At 67.1% G+C, this 24,669-nt stretch carries 24 protein-coding genes; 1 reads left to right on the top strand and 23 read right to left on the bottom strand.

The features are described 5' to 3' along the window. Window positions 1-10 precede the first annotated feature (10 nt). Window positions 11-949, top strand: a complete 939-nt coding sequence (locus ABID97_RS19210) for a hypothetical protein (protein WP_354400041.1) — start codon at window positions 11-13, stop codon at window positions 947-949. Between the two features lie 38 nt (window positions 950-987). Here ABID97_RS19210 and ABID97_RS19205 read toward each other — a convergent pair whose 3' ends face one another. From ABID97_RS19205 to ABID97_RS19095, 23 genes are all read right to left on the bottom strand, one after another. Further along, window positions 988-1,293, bottom strand: a complete 306-nt coding sequence (locus ABID97_RS19205; RefSeq protein WP_354400040.1) for a hypothetical protein — start codon at window positions 1,291-1,293, stop codon at window positions 988-990. Window positions 1,294-1,438: 145 nt separating this feature from the next. Beyond that, on the bottom strand, window positions 1,439-1,891 hold the full coding sequence (locus ABID97_RS19200; RefSeq protein WP_354400039.1) for an OmpA family protein: 453 nt from the start codon (window positions 1,889-1,891) through the stop codon (window positions 1,439-1,441). Between the two features lie 7 nt (window positions 1,892-1,898). Further along, window positions 1,899-2,345, bottom strand: coding sequence for a hypothetical protein (locus tag ABID97_RS19195; RefSeq protein ID WP_354400037.1), 447 nt, complete (start codon window positions 2,343-2,345; stop codon window positions 1,899-1,901). Next, window positions 2,338-3,339 carry a M35 family metalloendopeptidase gene (locus ABID97_RS19190; RefSeq protein ID WP_354400035.1) on the bottom strand — a complete coding sequence of 334 codons (1,002 nt, stop codon included), beginning with the start codon at window positions 3,337-3,339 and terminating at the stop codon, window positions 2,338-2,340. The genes ABID97_RS19195 and ABID97_RS19190 overlap by 8 nt, the downstream gene beginning before the upstream one ends. 353 nt (window positions 3,340-3,692) lie before the next feature. Further along, on the bottom strand, window positions 3,693-3,902 hold the full coding sequence (locus tag ABID97_RS19185) for a hypothetical protein (RefSeq protein WP_354400033.1): 210 nt from the start codon (window positions 3,900-3,902) through the stop codon (window positions 3,693-3,695). Between the two features lie 82 nt (window positions 3,903-3,984). Then, window positions 3,985-4,587 (bottom strand): hypothetical protein, encoded by a 603-nt coding sequence (locus ABID97_RS19180; RefSeq protein WP_354400032.1) that lies wholly within the window; start codon window positions 4,585-4,587, stop codon window positions 3,985-3,987. Between the two features lie 32 nt (window positions 4,588-4,619). Beyond that, window positions 4,620-4,904 (bottom strand): hypothetical protein, encoded by a 285-nt coding sequence (locus ABID97_RS19175; protein WP_354400031.1) that lies wholly within the window; start codon window positions 4,902-4,904, stop codon window positions 4,620-4,622. 10 nt (window positions 4,905-4,914) lie between these two features. Continuing rightward, a complete protein-coding gene (locus ABID97_RS19170) occupies window positions 4,915-6,426 on the bottom strand; it encodes a mannose-1-phosphate guanylyltransferase/mannose-6-phosphate isomerase (protein ID WP_354400030.1) in 1,512 nt (503 codons plus the stop codon). A 46-nt stretch (window positions 6,427-6,472) separates the two neighbouring features. Next, window positions 6,473-7,264, bottom strand: coding sequence for a LuxR C-terminal-related transcriptional regulator (locus ABID97_RS19165; RefSeq protein WP_354400029.1), 792 nt, complete (start codon window positions 7,262-7,264; stop codon window positions 6,473-6,475). A gap of 88 nt (window positions 7,265-7,352) precedes the next feature. Further along, on the bottom strand, window positions 7,353-8,600 hold the full coding sequence (locus ABID97_RS19160) for a glycosyltransferase WbuB (RefSeq protein ID WP_354400028.1): 1,248 nt from the start codon (window positions 8,598-8,600) through the stop codon (window positions 7,353-7,355). Then, a complete protein-coding gene (locus ABID97_RS19155; protein ID WP_354400027.1) occupies window positions 8,597-9,862 on the bottom strand; it encodes a lipopolysaccharide biosynthesis protein in 1,266 nt (421 codons plus the stop codon). Before ABID97_RS19155 ends, ABID97_RS19160 begins: the two co-directional genes overlap by 4 nt. Window positions 9,863-9,892: 30 nt before the next feature. Beyond that, window positions 9,893-10,825 (bottom strand): hypothetical protein, encoded by a 933-nt coding sequence (locus ABID97_RS19150; protein WP_354400025.1) that lies wholly within the window; start codon window positions 10,823-10,825, stop codon window positions 9,893-9,895. Between the two features lie 2 nt (window positions 10,826-10,827). Beyond that, window positions 10,828-11,787: a hypothetical protein gene (locus tag ABID97_RS19145; RefSeq protein ID WP_354400024.1), complete on the bottom strand. Its 960-nt coding sequence runs from the start codon at window positions 11,785-11,787 to the stop codon at window positions 10,828-10,830. A gap of 8 nt (window positions 11,788-11,795) precedes the next feature. Next, a complete protein-coding gene (locus ABID97_RS19140) occupies window positions 11,796-12,908 on the bottom strand; it encodes a glycosyltransferase (protein WP_354400022.1) in 1,113 nt (370 codons plus the stop codon). Window positions 12,909-12,915: 7 nt separating this feature from the next. Further along, window positions 12,916-14,244 (bottom strand): hypothetical protein, encoded by a 1,329-nt coding sequence (locus tag ABID97_RS19135; protein WP_354400021.1) that lies wholly within the window; start codon window positions 14,242-14,244, stop codon window positions 12,916-12,918. Window positions 14,245-14,291: 47 nt separating this feature from the next. Beyond that, complete coding sequence (locus ABID97_RS19130) at window positions 14,292-15,269, bottom strand: GDP-L-fucose synthase family protein (protein ID WP_354400020.1); 978 nt, start codon at window positions 15,267-15,269, stop codon at window positions 14,292-14,294. 71 nt (window positions 15,270-15,340) lie between these two features. Further along, window positions 15,341-16,003, bottom strand: coding sequence for a sugar transferase (locus ABID97_RS19125; protein ID WP_354400019.1), 663 nt, complete (start codon window positions 16,001-16,003; stop codon window positions 15,341-15,343). Further along, window positions 16,000-18,288 carry a polysaccharide biosynthesis tyrosine autokinase gene (locus tag ABID97_RS19120; protein ID WP_354400018.1) on the bottom strand — a complete coding sequence of 763 codons (2,289 nt, stop codon included), beginning with the start codon at window positions 18,286-18,288 and terminating at the stop codon, window positions 16,000-16,002. Before ABID97_RS19120 ends, ABID97_RS19125 begins: the two co-directional genes overlap by 4 nt. 64 nt (window positions 18,289-18,352) lie before the next feature. Beyond that, window positions 18,353-19,546 carry a polysaccharide biosynthesis/export family protein gene (locus ABID97_RS19115; protein WP_354400017.1) on the bottom strand — a complete coding sequence of 398 codons (1,194 nt, stop codon included), beginning with the start codon at window positions 19,544-19,546 and terminating at the stop codon, window positions 18,353-18,355. Window positions 19,547-19,578: 32 nt separating this feature from the next. Then, on the bottom strand, window positions 19,579-20,535 hold the full coding sequence (locus ABID97_RS19110) for an alpha/beta hydrolase family protein (protein ID WP_354400016.1): 957 nt from the start codon (window positions 20,533-20,535) through the stop codon (window positions 19,579-19,581). Further along, on the bottom strand, window positions 20,528-21,346 hold the full coding sequence (locus tag ABID97_RS19105) for a serine aminopeptidase domain-containing protein (protein WP_354400015.1): 819 nt from the start codon (window positions 21,344-21,346) through the stop codon (window positions 20,528-20,530). Before ABID97_RS19105 ends, ABID97_RS19110 begins: the two co-directional genes overlap by 8 nt. Continuing rightward, the gene (locus tag ABID97_RS19100) at window positions 21,343-22,062 is read right to left on the bottom strand and encodes a 4'-phosphopantetheinyl transferase family protein (RefSeq protein WP_354400013.1); all 720 of its coding nucleotides are present in this window, start codon (window positions 22,060-22,062) and stop codon (window positions 21,343-21,345) included. Before ABID97_RS19100 ends, ABID97_RS19105 begins: the two co-directional genes overlap by 4 nt. Before the next feature lie 6 nt (window positions 22,063-22,068). Next, window positions 22,069-24,666 (bottom strand): acyl carrier protein, encoded by a 2,598-nt coding sequence (locus ABID97_RS19095; protein ID WP_354400012.1) that lies wholly within the window; start codon window positions 24,664-24,666, stop codon window positions 22,069-22,071. Window positions 24,667-24,669: the final 3 nt, after the last annotated feature.

Here is a 24,669-nt window from a genome sequence, read left to right as displayed (position 1 = left end):
TGCTTCTTCCATGTCCGCACTTGCCATTGATCCTGTCGCTGTCGGTCCGATCGGTCCGCCGCCGCCCGCGCCCGACGTGCCTGTTCCGGTGCCGCCGCCACCGCCGGTCGGCCCTCCGCCCGAAGGCGATCCGCCGCCGGTCCAGCCGCCCTTCACCGACCCCGGGTTTCCGCCGCCCGTGAAAGAGCCGCCCATGCAGCGCGCCGCCGCCGTGCCGTTCGGAAAACTCCATGCGCGGCGGCTGCGCGAAATCTACCGTTCGGCGGGCTGGCCCTGCTGCGACGCCATCGAGGTCGAACTGCTGGCGGGCGGGTTCCTGGAACGCGTGCGCACGCCGCTCGGGCACGAGACCTTGCGCGTGACCGATGCCGGCATTGCGCGCATTGCCACCACGCTCACGCTCAACCGCGCGGCGCTCTCGCCGCATGAAGCGCTGGTGGAACGCGTGGCGCGCGAGATGACGCGCGGCGGCCGCATCGCCTGGCGCGGCCTCGGCTTGCGGGCCCGCCTGCCCCCGCTCGAAGAGGGCGGCAAGCCGCGCTGGTGCGTGGCCCGGCCCGACGTGTTCTCGATCCGCAACACCAGCGTCGAAGCCTATGCGCATCCCATCGTGCACGAGGTGAAGGTGAGCCGGGCCGATCTGCTGGGCGACCTGCGCAAGCCCGACAAGCGTGCGGCCTATCTCGACCTGGGGGGCGAGTGCTGGTACGTGCTGGGCAACGATGCGCGCGGCCGCCCGATTGCCTCGGCCGACGAGGTTCCGCCCGAGTGCGGCGTGCTGGTGCTCGAAGGCGAACGGCTGGTGGTGGCGCGTGCGGCCGTGCATCGTGCCCTGGCGCGCATTCCGTTCGGCGTGTGGATGGCGCTTGCCAAGGCCCAGCCGATTGCGGGCTTCGACGACGATGCGCAGGACATGCTCGGCGAACTGGGCGCGGTGGGCTTGCAGTAGGGCCGGCAAGGCCATGAGGCTACGCCCAACGTCTGCTACTACGCGCCGTAAATTGCCAGCATGACGACGTAGGTGACCCACATAGCGCCCCACCCCAACATCAGCATGGATGCGAGAAAGGCCGCGAGGTAGACCAGCCTGAGCCAAATGGATGGGGCAGCCGGGACACAACGCCAATAGATCACAGCAGCCCATGCCAAAAGTACGACTGCTGTGATTGGAGCAATGTGATCGATGAACCAATTGATTCTGTGGCCCTTAACTGCCCTCGTCGCCGCGAAAATCACGGGCATCGCCAAGAACCACGGGAACACGTTCAGCAGGAGGCGCAATCCGGCTTTCATCGCATCGCCTCGCCCTTGAATGAAGCGGCCCGCGATAAACCGGTCGCAGACTGCGCGATAAATGCGCTCATCTGATTTTCATTAGCTGCAAGGATTCGTTGCACCGCAAAAACGGCATCTGGTGCGCACTCCAAATGCGCCTACCTCATCGCTGAGGCGAGGGCTTGTAGAGAGGATCCCCCATTTGGCATGCGCATTCATGGGGACAGGCTGGAAGGAAATCGATCTCCACCCGCTTGACGTCTTCTTTGCCCAGTGCACCGTTCGGATAGACATGACCCTTCGTAGGGAGGTTGACAGTCGGTGCGGTGAACCGAAGGTCCTCATTGAGGACTCGCGCGACGTTCTTGGCTCGCGCCATCGCCAAATTGCGGGGAGCATGCTCGCCCTGCTCAGCGGTAGCCTCTATGTTCATTTCCTGGCGATTGGGATATCTCTCGCGAAGCATGGCGGTCCAGTTGGCCAGCCTCAACACTTGTTCCGCCGAGACTCTGGAGGAATTCCACTCGAAAAACACGTCGATGCCCTTGACAGGACTGCAAGCGAAGGCCGCTGGTGCGGCGAGTGCAAGAAGAATCGCAACGAATCTACTCAGCATAGCGTTCTCAGCGCTTGACGCCAGGAATCGGAACAGGATTGCAATCTGGCACGTTCAGTGCCTTGAAATCGGGATTTATCTGAATCGTGGCGTAGTCGCTTCCGCCGTCAAGTGCGACCCGCTTTTCGCGATAGCCCTGAGACGTTGTCTCAACAGGAAGATCGAACGGAAGAAGCGCCTTGAGCGCACGCGCAGTGGTATCAGCCCGCTTTCTGGCCAGTTGCCTTGCGTCAACCGATGTTTTCGCGGAAGCGCCAGCCTCGACATAGGCATCCTTGTACCTCGAAAACTGCGAATTCGCGTGGTCGATCCACTCCGCCAGCTTGATGATTTGAGAACGATCCAAATCAGCCGATCCGTCCGCGAACGTCAAAGTTGTTTGCACGATGATTTGGCACGCTGACGAACTTCCGTACACAGCGAACAGTGTGAGCGCCGCCAGAGTTCTACGCATAAAACACCTCATCCCAAATGACGTAGCCGGCAATGTTGTCAGCGTTGGTTTTCACTTTGGCCCGGTCCTCCTGAACTGCTTTGCGGGATTCGCGGAGGTAGTAAATTGAATCGAAACTGCCGAAAGTATCGTCAAAGTGCGTCACCTCATGAATGAGAGTAGACAACTTCGAATCGACACCGGCCGAGGTATCACGAAGAAGGCAAAACGAGGTGTTAAACGCGATGGTATGTGTTGATGTGTCAGGCTTGCACACCATCGCGACCGTGGTCGCGCCATAGCTCGGAACAATACAGCTCAAGGTCTTGCCGTCGGGCGTGAGCCGCACAAAGTTCTTGCAGTTCAGTCCCCGCAGCACCTGTTCGCAGCCAGCCAAGCCTTTTCGAAGGTACTCGCGCATCGACTGGCCGGCAACGCCAAACCATTCTTGAACTCGGGCTTGATCGGCTTTTCCCCACCGTTCAAGTTCTGGAAGACGCTTTTTCGATATGACCGCTACCGCCTTGTCGCGCAAGTCCAGCATCAAAGTGCAGAACTCCTTGTTTGTCATGTTCGGGCAGATGTTTTCGGTCTGCTCGGCTTCCGGTGGGTGCTCCACCATCTCATCGACCACCTTCTTGCTCGCGGCAATGCTCGGCGAGTCTCCGGCGAACCAACCCGGTATGGCGGTATAGCTGGCATTGAACTCGCGAGTGCCTGCCAGCATGTCATCGAAGCTCGTGTTGTGAACCAACGTGGCAACGAGCGGGGGCGGAACGGGGCAGTGACAGATCACCACGTCACCTTCCAGCGCCATTTCGGCCCCGCGAAGCCAGCCTCTTCGGGGGCCCCCGGCCTTGGCGATGATGCCGACGCTGTTGCAGCCTTCGCAGTAAGCGCGTCCGCCGATCAGCGCGATCCGGTGCCCGAAGACGTCCATCATCGGACCGCTGTAGGGCAGCACCGCTCCGCCCGGGGCCGGTGGATCGCCGACGACGATGAATTTGCGCATCATTTTGAGAGTCTCCAGAGTTGGGGATGGAGACTTGTACGCGGGGGCGAGACGTGTCACTGGCAGCCGCAGCGAGCGACCATTGTTAGAGCGGCAATTTGTCACGTCCCTTGTCGGTTTTCGGGCGCAGGGCGCGCCTCAGAACAGCCCGGCCGGCTCGGCTTCCCGGCCGCAGCTGCAAATGATCAGCTCCTGCCGCTCGACCCGATTCGCTCCGCCGCCCACCGTGTAGTCGATGGCCAGGCTCTCCATCTCGAAGCCCTCGAAGCAGCGCCGAATGTTCGGATGGTCGTTCAGGCCGATGATCGCCTTGGCCTTGAGCTGGCGCAGCTTGTCGGGCCAACTGTCTCATCTGCTCACTCGGACGGCGGCCACCATTGATCGGCCGTCGTGCGAATGACGCGCGCCGCTTGGAGGCGGATGTCGCTGCCGTCGCGGTCCTTGTCGGAAGCCACGCGAAAGGGCCAGGTTGAAATGCGGCCCGCCAGCTGGCGCGGTTGCGGACGCCGCAACGGGGACAAAAACAGGACGCGTGCGGAGGGCGCAGGCGGGCTGGCGGTGGTCATGGTGTCGCCTTGAATGTTGCTCTTGGAGACGAGCCATTCTAGAGGAAATACTGTATGAACGTACAGTATATTTGCGCCCGGCTCAGATGTTCAGGAAGGGCGGCGACGCTCTGGGCATGTCAGGTCCGCTGCGCAGGTTCTGCGCAATGAACTCGCGAGCGATCGCATCGACATCGGCCGGCGCCGGCGCGGCGAAGGACATGCGGTATTTCAGCAGCCGGCCGTTGCGCGCCGTGAGGTAAGTGAAGGACTCGTAGCGCTTTCCGGTGCCGGCCTGCTGCACCCGGAAGCCCACGCGGCGCAGCGTCTGTTCCTCGATGCGCACATCGCTCACCGGGCCGACCTCCACCTTGGTGTACACATTGGCGCCGGCCAGGCGGACCTCTTCGACCGTGGCCTTGAAGTGTTCATCGAAGCGCGGGTCGTCCACGCCCGGCATCCATTGGCCCTGCTTCAGGTCGTACACATACACATCCACCCAGCCCACGCGGCTTTCGTAGCGATGGCTGATGCCCAGCCCCGGCTGCCGTGCCTCGTACGAGGTCGATCGCATGTACTGCCAGTACACGGCGCCCGTGCGCGCAGCCGCCGAGGGCGGTGGCTCGGTGGCGGTTGTGCCGGGCGGCACGGCGCAGCCCGAGAGCAGGGCGGCGGCGATCGACAAGGCAGGCCAGAGCTTCGTCATGGAGGGTCTGCCTGGCGCCGGGTGTCCGGCCCTCAGTCGAGCCGGACTTCGAAATACGCCTCGTCGGCTTCGCCCAGCGCGCGAAAGCCTGCGGTCTTGGCGGCATCGTAGGCCTTGGCCCAGCTCGCCGCCAGGGCGATTTCTTCCTTGGTGAGTTCGTTGGCGCTCGACTCGCTGGCGTTCTCGAAGGCTTTCAAGGCCGGCTTCACGCCATCGCCCAGCAGCTTGTCGAGCTCGCGCCGGAAGCGCGCCTCGGCGGCGGAAATGACGTCGGCCGGTGCATCGGGAAAGTCGATCAGGTTCACTGTGTAGCTCATGGTGCGGATGCTACGTGATGCCGATCGACTGCGCCGCCTTTGCCGATGGAATGGCTTCGGGTCCCGCAGCGGCCATGCCCGGCACCGCCTCGGGTTCGCTGCGCGTGCGGATGGCCGCGCAGCGCCCGTAGGTGTCGTCGAAGCGCACGATGTCGTCCTCGCCGAGATAGCCGCCGGTCTGCACTTCGATCACTTCCAGCATCGTCTTGCCGGGGTTCTCGAGCCGATGGATGGCGCCCAGCGGCAGGTAGATGGATTCGTTCTCCCGCACCAGCGAGACCTGGCCGTCGCAGGTGGCCTTGGCCGTGCCCTGCACCACGATCCAGTGCTCGGCGCGGTGATGGTGCATCTGCAGCGACAGCTTGGCGCCGGGAAGGACGGTGAGCCGCTTCACCTGGAAGCGGTCACCGAAGTCCAGCCTGTCGTACGCCCCCCAGGGCCGCACCACGCGCCTGTGCTGCGTCGCCTCGGCGTGGCCGTTGCGCGTGAGCATGCGCACCACCTCACCGACCTGCTGGGCGCAATCGGCGCTGGCCACCAGCACGGCGTCGGGCGTGTCCACGATGATCAGGTTGTCGGTGCCCAGCGCCACCACCGGCCGGTGCGGCGCATGGATGAAGGTGTTCCTTGCCCCCAGCGTGCTGGCCTTGCCGCTCAGCCGGTTGCCGGCGTCGTCCGCCGGATGCAGCGCGGCCACCGCGTTCCAGCTGCCGACATCGCTCCAGTTGCCGTCGAACTTGACGACCGCGATGTCACGGTGCTTCTCGAGCACGGCGTAGTCGATGCTGTCGCTGCGGCAGGCTTCGAAGGCTTCGCGGTCGAGCCGGTCGAAGCTGCCGTCACTCGAAGCGGCGGCGGTGGCGCGCTCGCACGCCTCCAGGATGTCGGGCGCGTGCGCGCGCAGGGCCGCAATGAGCACGCTGGCCCTGGCCAGGAAGATGCCTGCGTTCCAGCAGTAGCCGCCGTGCAGGATCAGCGATTCGGCCACGTCCGCGGCCGGCTTCTCGACGAAGCGCACCACGGCCCGGCTGCGGCCGTCGGCCGAGAGCGCGCCCGCCTCGATGTAGCCATAGGCCGTGCTGGCGAACGTGGGCGAGACGCCGAAGGTGACGATCTGCCCGGCCAGCGCCGCCTCGATGCCGCCGCGCACCGTCTGCGCGAACAGCGCGGTGTCGGGAATGTGATGGTCGGCGGGCGCGAACAGCAGCAGGTCGTCGCGGCCGGCGAGCAGCGCGGCCGCGGCAATGGCGGCGGCCGTGTTGCGCGCCACCGGCTCCAGGATCTGCCGGCCCGTGGCGCCGGCCTTCTCCACCGCCTCGCGCACCAGGAAGCGGTGGTCTTCCGAGGCGATGCAGGTGACGTTCCTGTTCAGGCTGCCGAGGCGCTCCAGCGTCAGTTGCAGCAGGCTCTTGTCGCCGATCAGCGGCGCGAACTGCTTGGGCAGGGTCTTGCGCGAAAGCGGCCACAGGCGCGTGCCGCTGCCGCCGCAGAGCACCACGGGGTGGATGGTCGGGGTGGTCACGGAGTCCGTCCTTCCTGTTGTCTTGAATGCGATGGATGGCGTTCGGTCAGAGCTGCCCCGTGTGGGTGGCCAGGCTCACCGCCTGGGCGCGCGAATGCACGTGCAGCTTCTTGTAGATGTTCTTGATGTGGGCATTGACCGTCTGGCCCGAGATGCCGAGCCGCAGGCTGATTTCCTTGGACACGTAGCCGCGCGCCACGCAGCGCAGCACCTCTCGCTCGCGCGCCGTGAGCGTCGCCTCGCGCACCGGGATCTCCATGGCCGGTGGCTCGCCGCCGCTGTGCAGGTTCATTCGCGACAGCAGCCGGCGCGCCAGCTTGGGCGTGATGGCCGCGCCGCCGTTGACCACCTGCAGAACGGCCTGGGCGAAGCTCTGGAGCCAGGCATGCTTGAGCAGGTAGCCGGTGGCGCCGAGTTCCAGCGCGTGGATCACGTGGGCGTCGTCCTCCAGTGCCGAGATCACGATGATTTCGCAGTGGCGCTGCAGCTTGCGCGCCTCGCGGATGAGGTCGAAACCCGACCCGTCGCCCAGCCGCAGGTCGACCATCAGCACGTCGAACTCGTGGGTCGCGAGGAGGCGCCGGCCGTCGCGTACGCTGCCGGCCTGGCCTTCCAGCTGGATGCGCATGTCGGACAGCAGTTCCTGCGCGATCACGCGCCGCATGAACTCGTCGTCGTCGACCAGCAGCACGCGCACCGGCGCATCTTCCTGGCCTGTGAGGAAGTGCGGCCACAGCGGCTCGGCGGGCGGGCAGACGCCCGGCGAATAGTTCGTGCGGCGTTCTGGCGCGCGGCCGAAATCCGAAACGCCGGAAGAATTCGAGGTGGTGTCGGACATGTGGAATACCCAGGTTGCAGTGGTGGGAGGTTTGCAGTGCTTTGCGGTTTCGCGGGTGGGTCGTTGGGGATGGAGTGAAGGTGCGCTTTCAGTCGGCGACACAGCGCAGCAGTTCCTTCTCCAGGCGCAGCAGGATGGCGTTGCGGTCCAGCTGCGTTTCTGCGAAGGAGCGGCCGGCCGCGCCCATGGCTTCGCGTTGCGGGCGGGACGCGGCGAGCCGCGCGATGGCATCCGACAGCGCATCCGCGTCGCCCGGGGCGACCACGAGGCCGCGCCCGGCCACCACGTTGCTCAGCTCGGTGCCCTCGTGGGCCGTGACGATCACCGCCTTGCCGCTCGCGAGCATGCCGCCCAGCTTCGACGGCATCACCAGGTCGGCCGCGTCGGCGCGCTGCGGCAGCACGTGGATGTCGGCCATGCCGAGCAATTCGTTGAGCCGCTCGGCTGGTTGCAGATCGAGAAAATGCACACGGTCCAGGTTGGCACAGGCGGCCTTCAGCGGCTCGCGGCTCGGCCCGTTGCCGCACAGGACGAAGTGGATGTGTCCGGCCGCGGCCAGTTGCCGCGCCGCATCGGCCAGCAGCTCGATGCCCTGCTTGTTGCCCAGGCTGCCCGCATAGAGCACCACCACGTCATCGGGCGGAATGCCCAGCATGGTGCGGTAGCCGTTCACCGGCGCGGCTGCTTCCGCAGTGCCGGCCGCTTGCGGGTAGATCGAGCGCACGTCCACCCAGTTGGGCAGCAGCACCAGCCGCGTTTCGTCGATGCCCTTGTCCCTGGCCTTGTCCAGCATGGCGGCGGAGATGGTCGAGACGCGGTTGAAGCGGCTCAGCAGCCAGCGTTCGACGGACAGCGCGAAGCGGCGCACCCGCGTGCCGCGCACCAGGCCGAGGCCGAAGGCGGCGTCGACCTCGTAGTCCTGGATGTGCAGCCACGACTTGATGCCCAGCATGCGCGAGAAGAAGAGCACGGTCGGTGCGCAGAACAGCGGCGGCTCCACCACGAAGACGAGGTCCGGCCGCCAGCGCATCTGCGCGAACAGCAGCGGCATGCTCGACAGCATGAAGGAGAAGAGGTGGGCCATGCGCGCGAGTGCACGCGGCCGTGCCGGCACCCACGTGGGTGCGCGCCAGACCGTGATGCCGTCGTACACCGTCTTGCGGTAGGCCCAGGCCGAATGCCCTTCGAATGGCGCCCAGTGCGGAAAGAACGGCGGTGACGCGATCACGCGGACATCGTGGCCCTTGGCATGCAGCCACTGCGCCATCTCGCCCGAATACTTTCCGATGCCCACCAGCTCCGGCGTGAAGTTCATGGAATACAGAAGAATTTTCATGACTGCTTTGTGGAGGAACCGCGAATCAGCCGCACGAGCGGAAAGAAGCCGAGCAACGCATGCATCCGCACCTCGTAGAGAAGGAGCTCGGAGAAGGCCGCAATGAAGAACACGTAGTGCGGCTTGTCCGGAACGACGGAGACAACGACGCCGTAGGACACGAGCCGCAGCGCCACCTCGGCCAGCGCCCAGTACCCCAGGGTGCTCATCGGCGTCTTGAGTGCGAGCAGCATCTCGTGGTGGACCGTGTAGGTGCGCACAAGGAAGTAGGGCGCGATGCACAGGAAGATCTCGAGTGCTTCGCGGCCCACCTTCAAGAGCGGCGCCGCGACCGTGATCACCACCGCAAGCCCTGCGAAGAGAACGCAGCCCAGCAGGAACGAATGCTTCGCCAGCTGCAGCTGCGAATCGTCGAAGTTGCTGGCATCGGAGCCCAGCATTGCCCGCGTCTTGGTGTAGAGAAAGGCCTGCACGAACTGCGACGGGGCTTCCGCCAGCAGGAAGGCGATCTTGAACGCCCCCACGTAGCCCAGCGGCATGAAGAACGCCACGACCAGCAGGTCCGACTTGCGCAAAAGGAACATCAGGATCGCATAGACCGTCGCGCTGCCCTGCGATGCGAGGCCGAGCGCCGGACCGCCGCGCGGCGGTCCGGCGGCCCAGCCCGTGTGCATGCAGGCCGCAGCCACCACCAGCAAGGCCAGCAGGTTGATGAGCAGCAGGTGCGTGACGTGCAGCTCGAGCCCGAGCAGGGAGAGTCCCGCGACCCCCAGTACCAGGATGGTCGAGCGGATGCCCGCTTCGAGGTTGAGCAGGCCCGCGTAGCCAAGGCCGCGGCTGTACGAAAGGCGCAGGCTGACGAACGCGAACACCGCGAGCGTTGCCACGACCAGCACAAAGGGCAGGTCGGCCACGGCCGTTCGCTGCAGCGTCAGGATGGCGGCCACCAGCAGCGTGGCCAACGGAAGCCCGATGGCCAGCGTGCGAACCACGTCGCCGCGGCGCACGCCGGGCGGAACGCTGGCCGCATGGCGCGAGAACAGCAGCGCGCTGCCCAGTGTGCCCACCACCAGTGCCACTTCCAGCACCGACTGGTAGATCGAGTACTGGCCAAAATCGGCCGGCGAGACGTACGCGGCCATCAGGAAGACAGCAAGAAATCCCGACAGGTAGACATAGAGCCGCGAAGCCAGCGCGCCCAAGCCGCGAAGCTGCAGGGTGCGCGCGCCGGCAAGGCCGAAAGTGCGGTGAAGCGGATTCATGGCCGTGCGTCGGTGGCGGTCAGCGGGGCGTCACTTGGGCGCCGAAGCGTCCGCGAGCCGGCCGCCGCCCGGTGCGCGCTGCGCGATCAGGCCGCGGCCGAAGGCCCAGTTCTTGGCGCGGCGCGCCAGATGCAGGACGTACGTGACCATGGCCACCGTGCGCACGCGGCCGTGCAGCACGTGCGGCATCGCGATCTTCGCGCCGCCCTGGAAGTGCAGGGCCATCGCGCCCACCAGCTCGCCGCCGGGCGTGACCAGGCAGGGCTGTCCGTCGACGATCTCGATGCGCTTGGCACCGCCCCGCACCTGGAACTCGTGGCCCATCAGGTTGCGCCCGCCGTTGATGTTGTGGTCGATGACGCGGCCGCCGAAGATCCGGTTGATGGGCGCCGTATTGCCGCTCGCCTGCGCCCACAGATGAAGCAGCGTCATGTCGGACACGCCGCCGCGCTCGCCCCGGCTGGCGAACCGGGCCGCGATGGCGCGCAGCTTCCGGCGTCCGGCGGGCGTTGCGTAGGTGTTGAGCACGAAGGCGATGAAGCTCTGCAGGCCCGCCGAGGTCCAGTAGCTCACGTGCGGCGAGATCTGGCACGGATCCCAGCCGTCCTCCGGGTGCATGAGCGAGCCCGAGAAATCGGCCTTGCCGGCGACGCGGCGGATGTGCGCGCCGACGCCGCGGAACAGCAGCACGTCGCTGTCGATGAGCACGAACTCCTGCAGGTCCGGATGGGCCTTGAGGTGCTGTGCCAGGAGGAAGTAGCGTCGAAAGCAGATCTTCTCGAACTCCGGCGTGTTGCTCGACAGGTGCACATAGCTGCTGCACAGGCGCTCGTAGGCGGGGCCGGCGTCGGTGCCCGACAGCACGATGAGGGATTCCTCTGCCCGCGCCGCGGATTCCCGGCACAGCAGAAGCGTCTTGTTCTGGCGGTCTTCCACCACGATGAAGACAGGGGCGTTGTTCATGGTCATGGCTGGTGATGGGCGTTCGATGCCACGGGTCGGGCGCGGGGGGCGGTGGCGCTGCGGATCAGCGCCAAGTGGGAGGGGAGAAAGCGGAAGCCGGCGTCCAGCGGGAGGTCGAGCGTGAACAGGCCGCCGCGCGCGTTCGCCTCGGCGATCCAGCTGCGCACCTGGTCCGCCGTGAAGCGCGGTGATGTCGGCTGGCCCCACGACTCGCCGAGCGGCGTCAGCACATGGAAGGTCAGTCCGGCCTGCATGCCGGATGTCGCGGCGGGCCTGGCCGGTGGCTGCATGAACTCGCCGGCCATGAGGTTCTGGCATGGTGCGGCCTTGGCGGCGAAGCGATCGGGGCCTTCGCCGGAATTGAAGGCCAGCCAGCGTTTTCCATTGCCGCTGCGGGCGGCGCTGCACAGCGCGTTCCAGCCTTCCGCCGACATGCCCCGGGTGTTGTAGACCCCGTCGAACCACCAGCCGGCGGCGAGCGTGCCGTAGCGCTCCGACCAGTCGCGGATCACCGCGGCCCACCGGCCGACGAAGGCGGCGGGCGGCGGCTGCTGCTCCGAGATGTCGCCCAGGCAATCCATCAGGTAGGCGTCGGACTGCGGGGCCCGGAACGGCAGGTAGAGCACCAGGGCGATGCCGCGGGCCTGCAGCGCACGGCCGATCTCGAGCGGCAGGTCGCGCGGCGGCCGGTTCGCGGCGCTTTGCGGACAGAGCTTCTCGAGCGCCGCATTGGGTGCGATGTACTGGCCGTTGTTCTGCCCGAGCGTGAGGATGAGGTGGGACGCCCGCATCTGGGCCAGCGAATCCGCGAAGCCCTCGACGTCGAACCGGGCAACGTCGGCGATCGAATGCTTGTCGGGCAGGTAGTGCACCATCACGCCGAAGCCCGGGGTCGTGGCCGATGCCACCGAAGCCACGCACGGGAGCAGCCATGCCGCGAGCAGCCGGCAAAGAGTGCGCACGCACCGCTTCATTGCACGGCTCCGGCCAGCGAGACGGCCTCGCGCTTGAGGGTGAGATAGCGCCTGGCCACCGTGCCGGGTGCGCAGGCCTCGGCATGCAGCCAGGCTGGCCGGGTCTCGCGATGCTCGGCCAGGTAGCGCGACAGTTCGCCCAGGTCGCAGGCATCTCCGCCCACGAGGAATGCATAGCCGCCGAACAGCTCCCGGTGCACCGGGATGTCCGACAGCAGGAGCGGCACGCCGAGCGTGGCGGCCTCGGCGGCCGAGAGGTTGAAGCCCTCGAACGCGGACAGCGAGATGAAGGCTGCCGCGCCGCAGTACAGCTGCGTGAGTTCCTTGCGCGACACCAGGCCGCGGTGCCGCACGCAGCGGCTGATCTCGGGTCCCATGGCATCGGCCATTCGCTGGACTTCGGCCGCGCCGTTGCCCGTGATGTCCAGCCAGTCGACGAGGCCCGCGCGCTTCATGCGCTCGAAGAGCTTGAGCGTGCCGATGAAGTTCTTGTGCGGGTAGTAGTGGTAGGACGCGATCAGGTAGCGGTCCGGGGCGCCCTTCGCATCGGCCGGCAGGGCGGACGCCGTGGCGCCGCTTGCCGCGGGAGCGGGCGCGCGCGTGGCATCCACCGGATTGAAGATGACCGTGGCGTGCTCGCAGTGCCTGAAATACCGCTCGAAATCCTGCTGGCTGCTGCGGCTGATGAAGACCACGTCGGCCTGGCTGCGCGCGGCGCGGCGCAGGCACCAGTCGAGCCACAGGCGTTTGGCGCGGCTGAAATACTCGGGGTAGGCCTTGTACTGCAGATCGTGGACGATCACGATCGAATCACGGTGCCGTCCGAACGGCGTGAACGGCAGGAAGTAGTTGGGGAACAGCGAAAACACCTGCTCGCCGGTGACCAGCGCCCGCAGCCGGTGGTAGTTGTAGAGCAGGATCTCCACCAGGAACCGGCTGGCCCGGAGGCGGCGCGCCGCGGCGAAGATGCGCGGATGCAGTTCGCTGACCGGTTGGATGCGGTCGCCCTTGCACAGGCGCATTCTTCGCAGCAGCAGGTCGGACACGTTCAGCACGCCGCCTGCGCCGCTGTTGAGCCGGATCGTGTCGTAGAACAGGTACTTGTACATGGCGATCTCAGATCGTGCGAGGGACGTACGGCCGTGGGGCAGGGCGGGGCCGGCGGAAGCGCGAACTCAGGATCCCGGCGAACGCCGCCGCGATGAGCCCCGATGCCGCAAAGGGTCCCCAGCCCAGGATCGGGCCCCGCATGAACGGCACATAGGCGGCCAGCAGCACCAGTGCGCACAGATAGCTGCCCGACACCGCACCGCGCGGATCGATGAGCCTGTCCAGGTAGCGGGCGCCTGCCGATACCAGGAGGCCGAGCAGCACGGGGCCCGCCAGCCCGAAGTCGAAGTACGCCGTGGTGAAGGGCGGCAGCGACAGGTTGGCCTGCGCAAAGTTGCCCAGGATGGACGGCCATCCGAGCGGATCGAATTCCGGATACAGCTTCAGGTCGCGCGGCAGGAAGAAGGAGAAAGCCGACAGCAGGTAGCGTCCGAATCCGAGATCGGGGTCGGGCGCGCGCTCCAGGATGCCCGCCACGATGAACATCGCATCGAAGTCCTGGCTGTACGGAAAGGTGGCGAGCGATTCGCCCCAGAAGCTCCCGCGCGACACCAGGTTGATCACCGGGCCCAGGGCCGCGATGGTGCCGAAGAGCACCAGTGCCAGTGTCCAGCGCCGGCCGCGGCCCAGCAGATGGATCAGGAGCGGCAGCAGGCCGATCAAGAGGATCTGGCGCGGCGTGTTGACGGGGTTCGCCGCAATGGCGGACATCGCCAGCGCCACGCCCGCGGCGCCCCAAGCCCAGACCGTGCGGCGGCGCAATGCATGGATGGCGAGTGCCACGAAGCACATCAGCACGACCATCTTCGGCATCGTCGAGAAGACGATGAAGTCGATCGGAAGGGCCTCTTCGTTGCCCAGCTCGCCGCGCGCGACGAAGTTCAGGTCGGGGCGGATGAGCAGTGCCCCGAAAGCCGCAAGAAGGCCGCCCAGCAACAGCAGCACCGGACCCGCTGCGCTGGGGGCCCGCGGCTGGGGTGCGGCGGACCGCGCGGGGAACGAAGGCGCCGGCGCCTCGGGCATGCCGAGCCGGGCGAGTTCCACGCCCGCCATGTAGAGCAGCAGGAGCGCCAGCGCCTGTGCGTGCGCCGGTGCGCTCACGACACCCGTGTCCCAGAAGTAGACGTCCTGGGCGATCTGTATCGCCGGCGCCAGCGAGAAGTAGGTGAGGACGGTGGTGTAGTGCAGCAGCAGGAACACGCTGGCGCCCGGCGCACGCAGCATCGCCAGCTGAACGAGCGACAGCACGCACAGGACAGCGTAGCCCCAGGCGGGATCGGCCCAGCCGCACAGGAACGCAGCCGCGATGCCGAACCAGAAGCAGAGTGTTCTCATGGCGTGCCTTGCAAGTCGTGGTTCTGTGAAAAAGAAGGGCGTGCGCCTCAGGCGTGCGCGATCTCCTGGACGGGCCGCAGCGCTTCCTGGTAGTCGGCATAGGTGCGGCGAAGGCCTTCGGCCAGCGGCACCGTGGCGCGCCATCCGAGGCTTGCGGCGCACGACACGTCGAGCAGCTTTCTCGGCGCGCCGTCGGGCTGAGAGGTGTCGAAGCGGATCCGGCCGCGATAGCCGACCACCTCGCGGACCAGCTCCGCCAGTTCGGCAATCGACTGGTCTTCGCCCATGCCCAGGTTGATGTGGGCGCACATGGGCGTGGTGTGCTGCTCGTACTCGGCCCGCGTGAGGCCCATCACCAGCAGGCAGCCATCGGTCATGTCGTCGACGTACAGGAATTCGCGACGCGCGCGGCCGGTGCCCCAGATCAGCACTTCGGGCGCGCCTTCCATCTTGGCGGCATGGAAGCGCCGGATCAGTGCCGGCACCACATGGCTGTTCTCGATGTGGTAGTTGTCGCCCGGGCCGTACAGGTTGCAGGGCATCACGCTGCGGTAGTCGATGCCGTGGGAGGCGCCGTACTGCCGGTTGTAGCTCTCGCAGAGCTTGATGCCGGCGATCTTGGCGATCGCATAGGGCTCGTTCGTCGGCTCGAGCTTGCCGGCGAGCAGCGCTTGTTCGTGAATGGGCTGGTCGGCAAGCCGCGGGTAGATGCAGCTGGAGCCGAGGAACAGCAGACGCTTGACGTTCGCAAGGAACGCCTGGTGCGTGACGTTGGCGGCGATCAGGAGGTTCTGGTAGATGAACTCCGCCGGATAGGTCATGTTGGCGTGGATGCCGCCGACCTTGGCCGCGGCCAGGTAGACCTGGTCGATGTGCTCGGTGGCGAAGAACCGGCGGACCGCCTCCTGGTCCAGCAGATCGAGTTCCTCGTGGCTGCGCGTGACGACCTCGTGCCCGAGGCCCCGCAAACGCTTCATCAACGACTGGCCCACCATGCCGCGATGACCTGCTACGTAGATACGCATACTGTTCTTTCGTTGAGGTTGAGATGTCGAAAAAATGGAGATGCAATCCGTGGCGCGGCGTGGCCCGGCGCCTAGCTGGAGCCGTGCCCCCCCGCCACCACGCGGAAGGTCTTCAGCAGGATCGCGATGTCCTGGTGGATGGACAGCGTGGTCACGTAGTCCACGTCCATCGCCACCCGCCGCCGGTAGCTGACCTGGTTGCGTCCGGAGATCTGCCAGAGGCCCGTGATGCCTGGCCGCACCGCGCAGTAGTGGTCCCAATAGACGCCGTACAGCTCCTTCTGCGCGAACATGCACGGGCGCGGGCCGACCATGCTCATGTCGCCCTTGAGCACGTTCCAGAATTGCGGCAGCTCGTCCAGGCTGTACTTGCGCAGGAAGGCGCCGAAGGGCGTCACGCGCGGGTCGTGGTCCAGCTTCTGGTACATGTCCCACTGGTGCCGGGCAGCCTCGTTCTCGCGCAGGTACCGCTCCAGGACCATGTCGGCATCCGGCACCATGGAGCGGAACTTGTAGAAGCTGAAGACATGCCCGTTGCGGCCATAGCGCGGCTGCTTGTAGATGGCCGGGCTTCCGGACGTCAGCAGCACGCCGATCCAGATCAGCGCATAAGCCCATCCGAAGCACAGGAAGAACGTGCTCGCCATCACGATGTCCGCGAAGCGCTTGGTGCCCATGAGCAGCGGCGAGTTGCCGCGCAATTGCACGTGGGCGCCAGTCCGGACAGTGGTCATGACCGCGCTCCCGCATGCGCGGGCGCGGGAAGTTCGGCCGGCGCGCCCGGGTAGTCATGCATCCTGAGCCGATAGCCTCCATAACGGTAGGCCAGGCCGCCGTAGTAGCGGCGTCGCGTGTCCAGCGCATTCAGCACCACGCCCTGGAAATGCGCGCCCGCATGCCGCAGCAGCTTCGCGCTTTCGGACAGGTCGCCCAACTCGTTCTCGCCGGCGCGCGCCACCATCAGCAGCGTGCCCATGAAGGTCGCCATCTCGGCGGTTTCCGACGCGAGCAGCGTGGGCGGCGTGTCGACGATCACGGTGTCGTAGCGGCCTGAAAGTCGTTCGAGCAGCTTTGCGAACGCTTCGCTCGTGAGCAGTGCCGTCGGGTCCGAGGGCAGCGCGCCGGTGGTGATCACGTCCAGGTTCGGCAGCACGCTGTGGTGGATGGCCGTGTCGACTTCGACCGAGCCCTGGATCAGCTCCGACAGCCCGCCGCGGCGCTTGAGGCCGAAATGGGGTGCCAGGCTGCTGCGCCGCAGGTCGGCGTCGATGAGCAGCACGCGGCGGCCGCTGGAGGCGAGCACGGCGGCGAGATTCGACGACACGAAGGTCTTGCCGGCGCCGGGCGTGGCGCTGGAGATCATGATCCGGTTGTTCGGCGCATTGGGTATCGCGAACTTCAGCGCCGTGCGCAGCCGCCGCAATCCCTCCAGCGCCTGGTCGTCCGGATGGAGCGCCGCCAGCAGGTGCACCCCGGGCTTGCCTTGCTGCACCGCGCGGTCCAGCAGCCGCTGCTGGGGGCTCAGCGGAACGGTGCTGTAGACGGTCAGGCCGGTGTAGGCTTCGATCTCGGCCGAGCTGGCGATGGTGTTGCGCCACGACCTGCGCATGAAGGCCGAGGCTGCGCCGGCAAAAAGACCTGCCAGCAGCGCGAGCACCATAGTGATCGCGGCCTTGGGCCGGATGGGCTTCTCGGGCACCACCGCCTGGTCGAGCACGCGGACATTGCCGATCTTTCCTTCCTTGGCGAGCCGCATCTGCAGCGAGCTGTTCAAGAGCGACACGTACAGGTCGGTGTTCACCTTGATGTCGCGCTGCATGCGCAGCGAGTTCTGCTGCAGGAGCGGCATGCGGCGGATGCGCTGCTCGACCGAGCCCAGGCCCTTCTTGAGCGAGGCGATCTGCGCATCGATCGTCTGCACGCTCGGGTCGCGGGCCGTGAAGCGCTCGGTGAGCTCGAGCCGCTTCTGCGTCGCATCCAGGAGCTTGGCCTGCAGCTCGACGTTCTGCGACAGCGCATTGCGGGCTTCGTCGTCCAGGCTGATCGTGCCGTTCTGGTTGCGGTATTGGTTGTAGGTTTCCTCGGACTGCTCCAGCTGCAGCTTGAGCTTGGGCAGCTCGGTGCCGAGGAAGTTGAGCGCGCGCTGGGCCTGCTCCGTCTTCTGGTCGATGTTGGTCCGCACGTACAGCCGCGCCACCTCGTTGAGCAGGTTCGCCAGCTGCAGCGGGTTGCCGTCGCGCCAGCTCACGTCCATGATCGAGGACTGCTTGCCTTTCTCGATCACGCGCAGGTCCTTCTGCAGCTCGAGCAGGGTGAGTTGCTTGGACTGCCGCACCAGTTCGAAGGCCGCACCCGGCCGGCCCGCGATGGAGCCCACCAGGAGGTGGATCGGCCCGCGCGGGGTCTTCGCATCGAGCGGCGTGCCGACCTTGCCCTCCAGCGTCGCATCCAGCTTGGGATGGGTGAGGGTGTAGGCGCCGTCCGCCTTGGCGGTCAGCAGGAAGCGCGTGCCCTCGAGTTCCGGCGGCACGTCCATCTGCGCCACCACGATCTGCTCGGTGCCGCTGACGTAGCCCGACAGGCCTGCGAAGCCGGGGTCGGAGAGCGTCTTCGAATGGCGCGCCAGCCAGGCACCCACGACCGGGATGTAGTGCGGCTGCGCCTCGATGTAGAGCTTGGTGTCCTCGATCGCCTGCTCGAGCACCAGGCGCGATTTCAGGATCTCCGCCTCGCCCGCGGTCGGCGTCTTGGCGTTCAGCGCGCTGCTGGCGGAATCTCCGACCAGCGTGCCGCCCGAGCGCTCGGAATCCTCGACCTGGATCAGCACGTTGGATTCGTACACGCGCGGCCCGAACATCGTGTAGGCCGCGCCGATCAGCAGCGCGACCGCGGTGATCTTCGCGATCTTCCACCGGTGGTCGAGCAGCAGGTCGAAGTGTTCCCTGAGCCTCGAGGGGGGACGGTCCGCGGCCATCGTTTCGGAAGGAGCGGGAATCATCGGCTGCCAGTGCGCGTTCATAGGGTCACCTTTTGTGTGTTGCCTGGACGGATAAGGGGCGAAGTGGAAGGGTGCGGGGGTTCGCTCAGCGACGGCTGGCGGTGCCTCCGAGGTTCACGACCTGTGCGGCGGGAAGAATCAGGCTGATCACCCGGTTCCATCGCACCAGCGGTACGGGGTCGATGTAGACCACGTCGCGCGGCTGCAGCTCGAAGCGGTCGGCCAGGGCCAGCGCCACAGGGTTCTTCGCGTCGAGATGGAACACCTCGGGCACATCGCCGCGCGAATTGCGGATGACGTAGATCTGCCCGGGCTGCGAGGTGTTCAGATCGGGCGCGCCTGCGTCTCCCAGCGCCTCGTTCAGGCTCAGCCTGCCGTTGCGCATCAGCAGGGCCGATGGATTGCGGATCTCGCCCATCACATAGACGCGGGTGTCCTCGCGGGTGCCGACGTTCACGATGTCGCCGTTCTGCAGCGGGATGCGGCTCGCGTCGTAGCCGAAGCGCTGGAGCATCGGGAGGTCGAGCGTGTAGGTGCGTTCGCCGCGCGTCAGGCTCACCCGCGAACGGTCGCCTACCGCATTGAAGCTGCCGGCGCGGTTGATCGCTTCGGCCAGCGTCATCGGCACGTCGGTGAAGATCTGCAGGCCCGGGGTGCGGACCTCGCCCTCCACGTAGGCGCGCCGGCTGCGGAACGACTGCACCCTGACGCTCACCAGCGGATCCTTCACGAACGGCGAGATCCGGCGCGCGATGAGGTCGGACGCGGCGCTTTCGGTCAGGCCCTCGATCTTCGTGCGGCCGATGTAGGGGAAGCTGACCTCGCCCTGGCCGTCGACGATGAAGCCGGGTGCCACGCTCACGCCCGTCGGGTCCGACTGCTGCGAGATGACGGCGCCCGCATTGGGCATCAGCTCCGGATGGCGGTAGACGACGATGCCCACCACGTCGCCCGGCCCTATGGTGTAGGCCGGCGCCTTGCCGAAGAGCTGCTGCACCTCGCTCGGCAGGGCCTGCGGCTTCTGCGCCGCCATGGTGCGGACCAGTTCGGGCGTGATGGCCACGATCTTCGGCTCGCCGCTCCCATCGCCGCCGGAGCCGCTCCAGCTCCCGCGCCCGGGATTGCTGAAACCCGGGATCCCGCAACCCGCCAGGCACAGCGGCAGCAGCACGGCCGCGATACCCATCCGGGCTCGCATGCGCACGCGTGCGAGCGGCGGAGCGGTGTCGGGTGGAACGCGTGCAACGCGCAAGGAACCGGCTTGATCGAGGTGTGCCATGGGAAGTCCTTTTGCTCTAGGGAAAAACTTGGTCACTGGGGTGCGTAGGCGCCGCATAGCGGTCGTTCGGCGGCCGCCGCGGCGGGGAACGGGCTGGTGCCCGGATTCGTGTGGGTGTTCGGGCTGCGGCGTTCCGTGCTGGCGTTGCGGGCGCAGGCCAGCGCCCAGTCGCCCACGGTCTGCATGTAGATCTGCTGCCCCTCCGCCGTGCAGAACGTGTGGTCCACGTTGCGCATGAACTGGTACTGCAGGGCCTTGGCGAACGGCTCGCGGCCGATCGCACCGAGCTGGTCGCGGTCGCGGTCGCACACATGCAGCGACCCCGAATACAGGAGCTGGAGCGCGACGTTCCGCTCAACGAGTTTCTTCATGGTGCTGCCGAACCAGGCGGCCCTGACTTCGGGCGGCTGCTTCTCAGTGAGAAAGCCGGGCAGCGGCTTTGCGGACGGGTTGCCGGTCAGGTGGCGCACCAGCCAGCGCTTGGCCTTGCCGGGAAAAGAGGGGTGAGCGGGCGCCGCCAGGGCGCGGCGCAGCGTGCGCTCCCAGCGGGCACGGCGTTCGGGGAAGGCAAAGCCGTCGAACAGCGAGAGCGCCACCACGCGGGCGTCCTCGGCCGCCACGGACACCGCATGCTCCACGCCCGAACACATGCCGACGATCACGAACTGCCGGATGCCCAGCATGTTCTCCATCAGGTCCATGGCGGCCTGGAGGTCGTGCACCGACCGGGTCTGCAGGTCGCTGGCCGTATCGAGCGCATCGCTGTCACCGACGCCGCCCAGGTCGAAGCGAAGGCTGGCCATGCCGCGCGCCGCCAGCGCGTTCGCCAGCTTGACGTTGATGCGGCGCGGCCCCACCCGGTGGTTGGCGCCCATGTTGAACAGCAGGCAGGCGGCCGTGGCCGGAGCCTGGTGCGTGGGCATGGCGACCATGCCCACCAGCGAGTTGCCGACTCCGAACCGGACCGGGCTGAGCGTTGCGTCATTCATAGAGAGCACCCTGCAAGCGATTGAGCGCGCCGGCCGGAACCATGGCGCTGTTGGGATAGGGGTCCGACGTCCAGTCGAGCCGGTGCTGGAAATACGCGAGCCGCACCGGCATGTGGCGGGACTGCTGTTCGGCCGCCCATTGCGCCGTGTGCTCGTCGCCGGGCGGCGTCAGCACCAGCGTGTCGTGCAGCGCGGTGAGCGGAAGCGATTCGGCCACCAGCGCAGCGAGCTGCGAACGCAGCTTGGGCGACAGCAGGGTGCCCAGCACTTCTTCCGGCATGGCGTCGGGCTCGCGCGCCAGGCTGCGGCGCCAGGCGAGGTCGGGGATGCAGAAGGTCGTATCGATCGCGGCCACATGGTCCTCGCGCAGGGCACGCGCATAGCGGCGGCCATCGATCACGGGTTCCCACAGCACCAGCCGCGCCGGATCGCAGCGTCCATTGCGCGCTGCCAGCACGGCGATCGTCGCGCCGAGCCGCGCACCAACCCAGACGATGCGGCTCGCCGGCGCCCGGCGGCGCAGCTCTTCGTGCGCCGAGCACAGGTCGCGGCGCCAGCCGTCCAGTTCACCGTCGGTCTCGTCGCCCGGCGAATCGCCCGAGCCGTGGAAGTCGAAGCGCAGCGTGGCCACACCCGCCCGTGCAAGCCGCTCGGCCAGCACCTTGAACAGCCGATGGGTCCGCAGCCCCTCCTGCCCGAACGGCGGGCAGACGAGCACCGCGGTGTCGCCCGGCTGCGCGTCTTCCGCGGCATGGAAGATGCCGAAGATCTGGCGCGAGGCCGGTCCGAACATGAAGGGGTGTGCGGTCACAGGCACATCTCCATGGCCGTGCTCGGAACGCTGGCATGGACGTGCGTCTGGCGCCATTCCGCGAGCGCTCCCACGCTGTCCGAACGGTAGGGCGCCGGCTGCAGCGCGATCCACAGGATGCGGCCGGCGACCGGCACCTCGACGCTGCGGCAGTCGGACTCCAGCCCGACCTCGAAGCATTCCGGCGGCACGATGAGCCCGAGGCCGATGGCCTTGAGGCACGCCTCCTTGCGCGTCCAGCAGGTCAGGAAGGCGCGATGGCGTTCCAGCGCAGGCAGGGCCGCGAGAGCTTCGAATTCCGTGCGCGTGAAATGCCGCTCGGCGAGTTCGAGGGCATCGGGTACCGTGCGCAGCTGTTCGACATCGACACCCAGCGGTCCGCGCCCGCCGATGGCGTAGAAGCCCAGCGCACGGCTATGGCTCAGCGAAAAGCGAACCCGGTGCCGCCCCAGCAGGGAGGGCTTGCCGAACGCGCTGTGGGTGAAGCGCAGTGTCTCGGCGCGTTCGCCCGTGTGCGCGGCCAACGCACGGCGCAGCGCCGCATGCGCCGCCACGTAGTGCCGGCGATCGTCCTCGAACTGGAACCGGCCGGCGCGCTCGCGCTCCTCGGCGGAAAGAATGTCCTCTGCCCCGGGGCCCGCATCGTCGTCCAGGTCGAGGTACCGGCACACCGGCGCCTCGACGGAGGAAAGGCCAAAGAAGTCCGCGTGTCCCATGGCTTGTCACTCCTTGCGCAGCCAGCTGCCGAGGGTGCGGCTGAGCAGGCCTTCGCCGCGTGCCGCGCTCTTCAGGTTGCCCAGGGGCAACTTCCCGAATTCGGAAGTTTCGGACCCGTCTGGCGACTGGTGCCCCGTGGTCGCGATCTGGCCCAGGTTCTCGAACAGGTAGCGGCGCGAATTCACGCGGTAGCCCAGCGTCCGCTCGGTCTGCTGGATCGCGCGCAGCACGAGCAGCGAATCTCCGCCCAGGTCGAAGAAGTTGTCGGTGGCGCGAATCTCGTTGACGTCGATCCCGATCACCGAGGCCCAGATCTGCGCCAGCTTGGCGTGCTCGGGGTTCAGCAGGGTGTCATCGTCCTTCTTCTGCGCACCCGCGGCCGCTGTGCTGCCCGGCGCCAGCGTCTTGATCGGCTCGATCGCGGCGAGCTTGCGCAGGTAGGCGGCGGTGGAAGAGCCCTCGGTGGTGGCGAGCTCCGCCAGCGTTGCCTTGGAGTGGTCGGCCACGCGGTACAGCACCTCGAGGTAGCGGTCGCGCAGTTGCGCCCCGGTCTCTCGCAGGTAGATGTCGGCGTTGTAGATCAGCGCGCCTTCCAGGCCGTGCGACTTGTCCAACAGCCACACGCCGATGTCGTCGGTGGCGCCGCGCTGCATCACGTGCATCTGCTGGTTCTGCAGGCTGCCGATGGCGCGCGGACGCTCGCGCGCATCCTGGAACGAGAACATCGCCTGGTAGGGGCCGACCGCACGGATGTGGTTCTCCAGGCCGGACTGCGCCATCAGCCGCTCGAACGGGACCTGCTGGAAGTTCATCATCGTGAGCAGCTCCTGCTTCACGTAGCGCATGAAGGCCGGCAGCGTGAGGCTGAAGTCGACCTCCAGCGAGACCGGCAGCACGTTGTTGAAGCAGCCCATCACGTCTTCCGTTTCCGGCTGCTGCCGGCCCCGGATCGGGTTCGCGATCACGATGGACCTGGAGCCGATGACCTGGCTCATGGTCAGCGCATAGACGCCGAAGGTCAGCATGCTGAGGGTCACGTCCATGCCGCGCGCAATTTCGCGCAGTTGCGCCGTCATGGTGGGCGTGACGTTGATCCAGTGGGCGCCGCCCTGGCCGCTCTTGCCTGCGCGGCGCGGCATGTCCGTGTTGGGCAGGCGGGGCAGCGGGGCGCTGGAAAAGCGCTGGCGCCAGAACTCCAGCTGCTGCTTACAGGCCGGCTCCTCCATCCACTGCTCGAGCCACTCGGCGTAGTCGCCGTGGGTGGTGGCGATCGCAGGCAGGCTGTGCGGCCGCCCGCGCTCCGCCGCTTCGTAGATGGCCGAGAGTTCGCGTTGCAGCAGGTCGAAGGACCAGCCGTCCCACACCAGGTGGTGCGGCACGAAGATGAACGCGTGGTCCTTCTCGGCGAGCTGGTACAGCGCCATGTGCGCCATCGGCGCGCGATGGATGTCGAAGGGCTCGTCGGCCATCTCCTGCACGCGCTCCATGAGTTCGGCTTCGCGCTGGTCGGCCGGCAGGCTGCGCAGGTCGATCACGGGCAACGAGAACTCCACCTCCTGCGCAATCACCTGGATCGGCTTGCCGGTGGCCGGATCCGTGCCCATGCTGGTGCGCAGCGAGGGCTGGCGGCGGATGATCTCCTTCATCGATGCCTCGAAGCGCGCGGCATCGAGGTCGCCGATCAGCCGGCGCACCGAGGGCGCGTTGTAGACCGAGCGGCCGGGGTACAGCTCTTCCATGAAGCGGATGCGTTCCTGCGACGGCGTGAGCGGCGCCGTCTTGCGGTCGAAGTTGCACGGCAGCGGCGCCTGCGCGCCGACGCCCGCACCCTGGAGCGCCTCGACGACCGTGGCCAGCCGTTCGGCCGTGGGCGCTTCGAACAGCGCCCGCAGCGGCAGCGTGATCTGGAACTCGCGGCTCAGGATCGTGGTGAGGCGCGCGGCCAGCAGCGAATGGCCACCCATCATGAAGAAGTCGTCCTTCATGTCCAGGCCCGGCAGGCTCAGCACCTTTTCCATGGCCGCGAGCACCTTGGCTTCGCGTTCGTCGCGGGGCGCCGCGCCGCGCTTCACCTCGTCGCGCGAGACCGCTTGCGGTGGCGGCAGCGACACCCGGTCGATCTTGCCGTTGGGCAGCGTCGGCAGCTCCTTGAGCGTGACCACATGCTGCGGCAGCATGAACGCAGGGAGGAACTCGCGCAGGTGCGCCATCAGCGCGTCCAGGTCGAAACTGGCGCCGGGGGTCAGCGCAAGGTAGGCCACCAGGCGGACATCGCCCGGATGGTCCTCGCGCGCCACGACCACGCTGCGCGAAACACCGGCCACTTCGCAGCAGCGGGCCTCGATCTCGCCGGGTTCGATGCGGTAGCCGCGCACCTTGACCTGGAAGTCGAGCCGGCCGAGGTGTTCGATCAGCCCGTCGTTGCGCCAGCGTCCGCGGTCGCCGGTGCGGTACATGGGCTTGTTGGTGCCGAAGACGCGAACCGTGACGAAGCGCTCGGCGGTGAGCTCGGGGCGCTCCAGGTAGCCCAGCGCAAGTCCGTCGCCCGCAATGCAGATCTCGCCCTCGCGGCACGCCGATGGGGCAGGGCTGCAGGTCGGCATCGA

This window comes from Variovorax sp. OAS795 (assembly GCF_040546685.1).
Lineage (GTDB): Bacteria > Pseudomonadota > Gammaproteobacteria > Burkholderiales > Burkholderiaceae_C > Variovorax.
The sequence above is the reverse complement of the archived record's forward strand: the minus strand, read 5'-3'. Positions and strand labels throughout refer to the sequence as shown.

Bases quoted from the DNA above. Each gene is read 5' to 3' on its own strand.
- ABID97_RS19210 (WP_354400041.1), top strand. From the start codon at position 11: ATGTCCGCACTTGCCATTGATCCTGTCGCTGTCGGTCCGATCGGTCCG.
- ABID97_RS19205 (WP_354400040.1), bottom strand. From the start codon at position 1,293: ATGAAAGCCGGATTGCGCCTCCTGCTGAACGTGTTCCCGTGGTTCTTG.
- ABID97_RS19200 (WP_354400039.1), bottom strand. From the start codon at position 1,891: ATGCTGAGTAGATTCGTTGCGATTCTTCTTGCACTCGCCGCACCAGCG.
- ABID97_RS19195 (WP_354400037.1), bottom strand. From the start codon at position 2,345: ATGCGTAGAACTCTGGCGGCGCTCACACTGTTCGCTGTGTACGGAAGT.
- ABID97_RS19190 (WP_354400035.1), bottom strand. From the start codon at position 3,339: ATGATGCGCAAATTCATCGTCGTCGGCGATCCACCGGCCCCGGGCGGA.
- ABID97_RS19185 (WP_354400033.1), bottom strand. From the start codon at position 3,902: ATGACCACCGCCAGCCCGCCTGCGCCCTCCGCACGCGTCCTGTTTTTG.
- ABID97_RS19180 (WP_354400032.1), bottom strand. From the start codon at position 4,587: ATGACGAAGCTCTGGCCTGCCTTGTCGATCGCCGCCGCCCTGCTCTCG.
- ABID97_RS19175 (WP_354400031.1), bottom strand. From the start codon at position 4,904: ATGAGCTACACAGTGAACCTGATCGACTTTCCCGATGCACCGGCCGAC.
- ABID97_RS19165 (WP_354400029.1), bottom strand. From the start codon at position 7,264: ATGTCCGACACCACCTCGAATTCTTCCGGCGTTTCGGATTTCGGCCGC.
- ABID97_RS19160 (WP_354400028.1), bottom strand. From the start codon at position 8,600: ATGAAAATTCTTCTGTATTCCATGAACTTCACGCCGGAGCTGGTGGGC.
- ABID97_RS19155 (WP_354400027.1), bottom strand. From the start codon at position 9,862: ATGAATCCGCTTCACCGCACTTTCGGCCTTGCCGGCGCGCGCACCCTG.
- ABID97_RS19150 (WP_354400025.1), bottom strand. From the start codon at position 10,825: ATGAACAACGCCCCTGTCTTCATCGTGGTGGAAGACCGCCAGAACAAG.
- ABID97_RS19140 (WP_354400022.1), bottom strand. From the start codon at position 12,908: ATGTACAAGTACCTGTTCTACGACACGATCCGGCTCAACAGCGGCGCA.
- ABID97_RS19135 (WP_354400021.1), bottom strand. From the start codon at position 14,244: ATGAGAACACTCTGCTTCTGGTTCGGCATCGCGGCTGCGTTCCTGTGC.
- ABID97_RS19130 (WP_354400020.1), bottom strand. From the start codon at position 15,269: ATGCGTATCTACGTAGCAGGTCATCGCGGCATGGTGGGCCAGTCGTTG.
- ABID97_RS19125 (WP_354400019.1), bottom strand. From the start codon at position 16,003: ATGACCACTGTCCGGACTGGCGCCCACGTGCAATTGCGCGGCAACTCG.
- ABID97_RS19120 (WP_354400018.1), bottom strand. From the start codon at position 18,288: ATGAACGCGCACTGGCAGCCGATGATTCCCGCTCCTTCCGAAACGATG.
- ABID97_RS19115 (WP_354400017.1), bottom strand. From the start codon at position 19,546: ATGGCACACCTCGATCAAGCCGGTTCCTTGCGCGTTGCACGCGTTCCA.
- ABID97_RS19110 (WP_354400016.1), bottom strand. From the start codon at position 20,535: ATGAATGACGCAACGCTCAGCCCGGTCCGGTTCGGAGTCGGCAACTCG.
- ABID97_RS19100 (WP_354400013.1), bottom strand. From the start codon at position 22,062: ATGGGACACGCGGACTTCTTTGGCCTTTCCTCCGTCGAGGCGCCGGTG.
- ABID97_RS19095 (WP_354400012.1), bottom strand. From the start codon at position 24,666: ATGCCGACCTGCAGCCCTGCCCCATCGGCGTGCCGCGAGGGCGAGATC.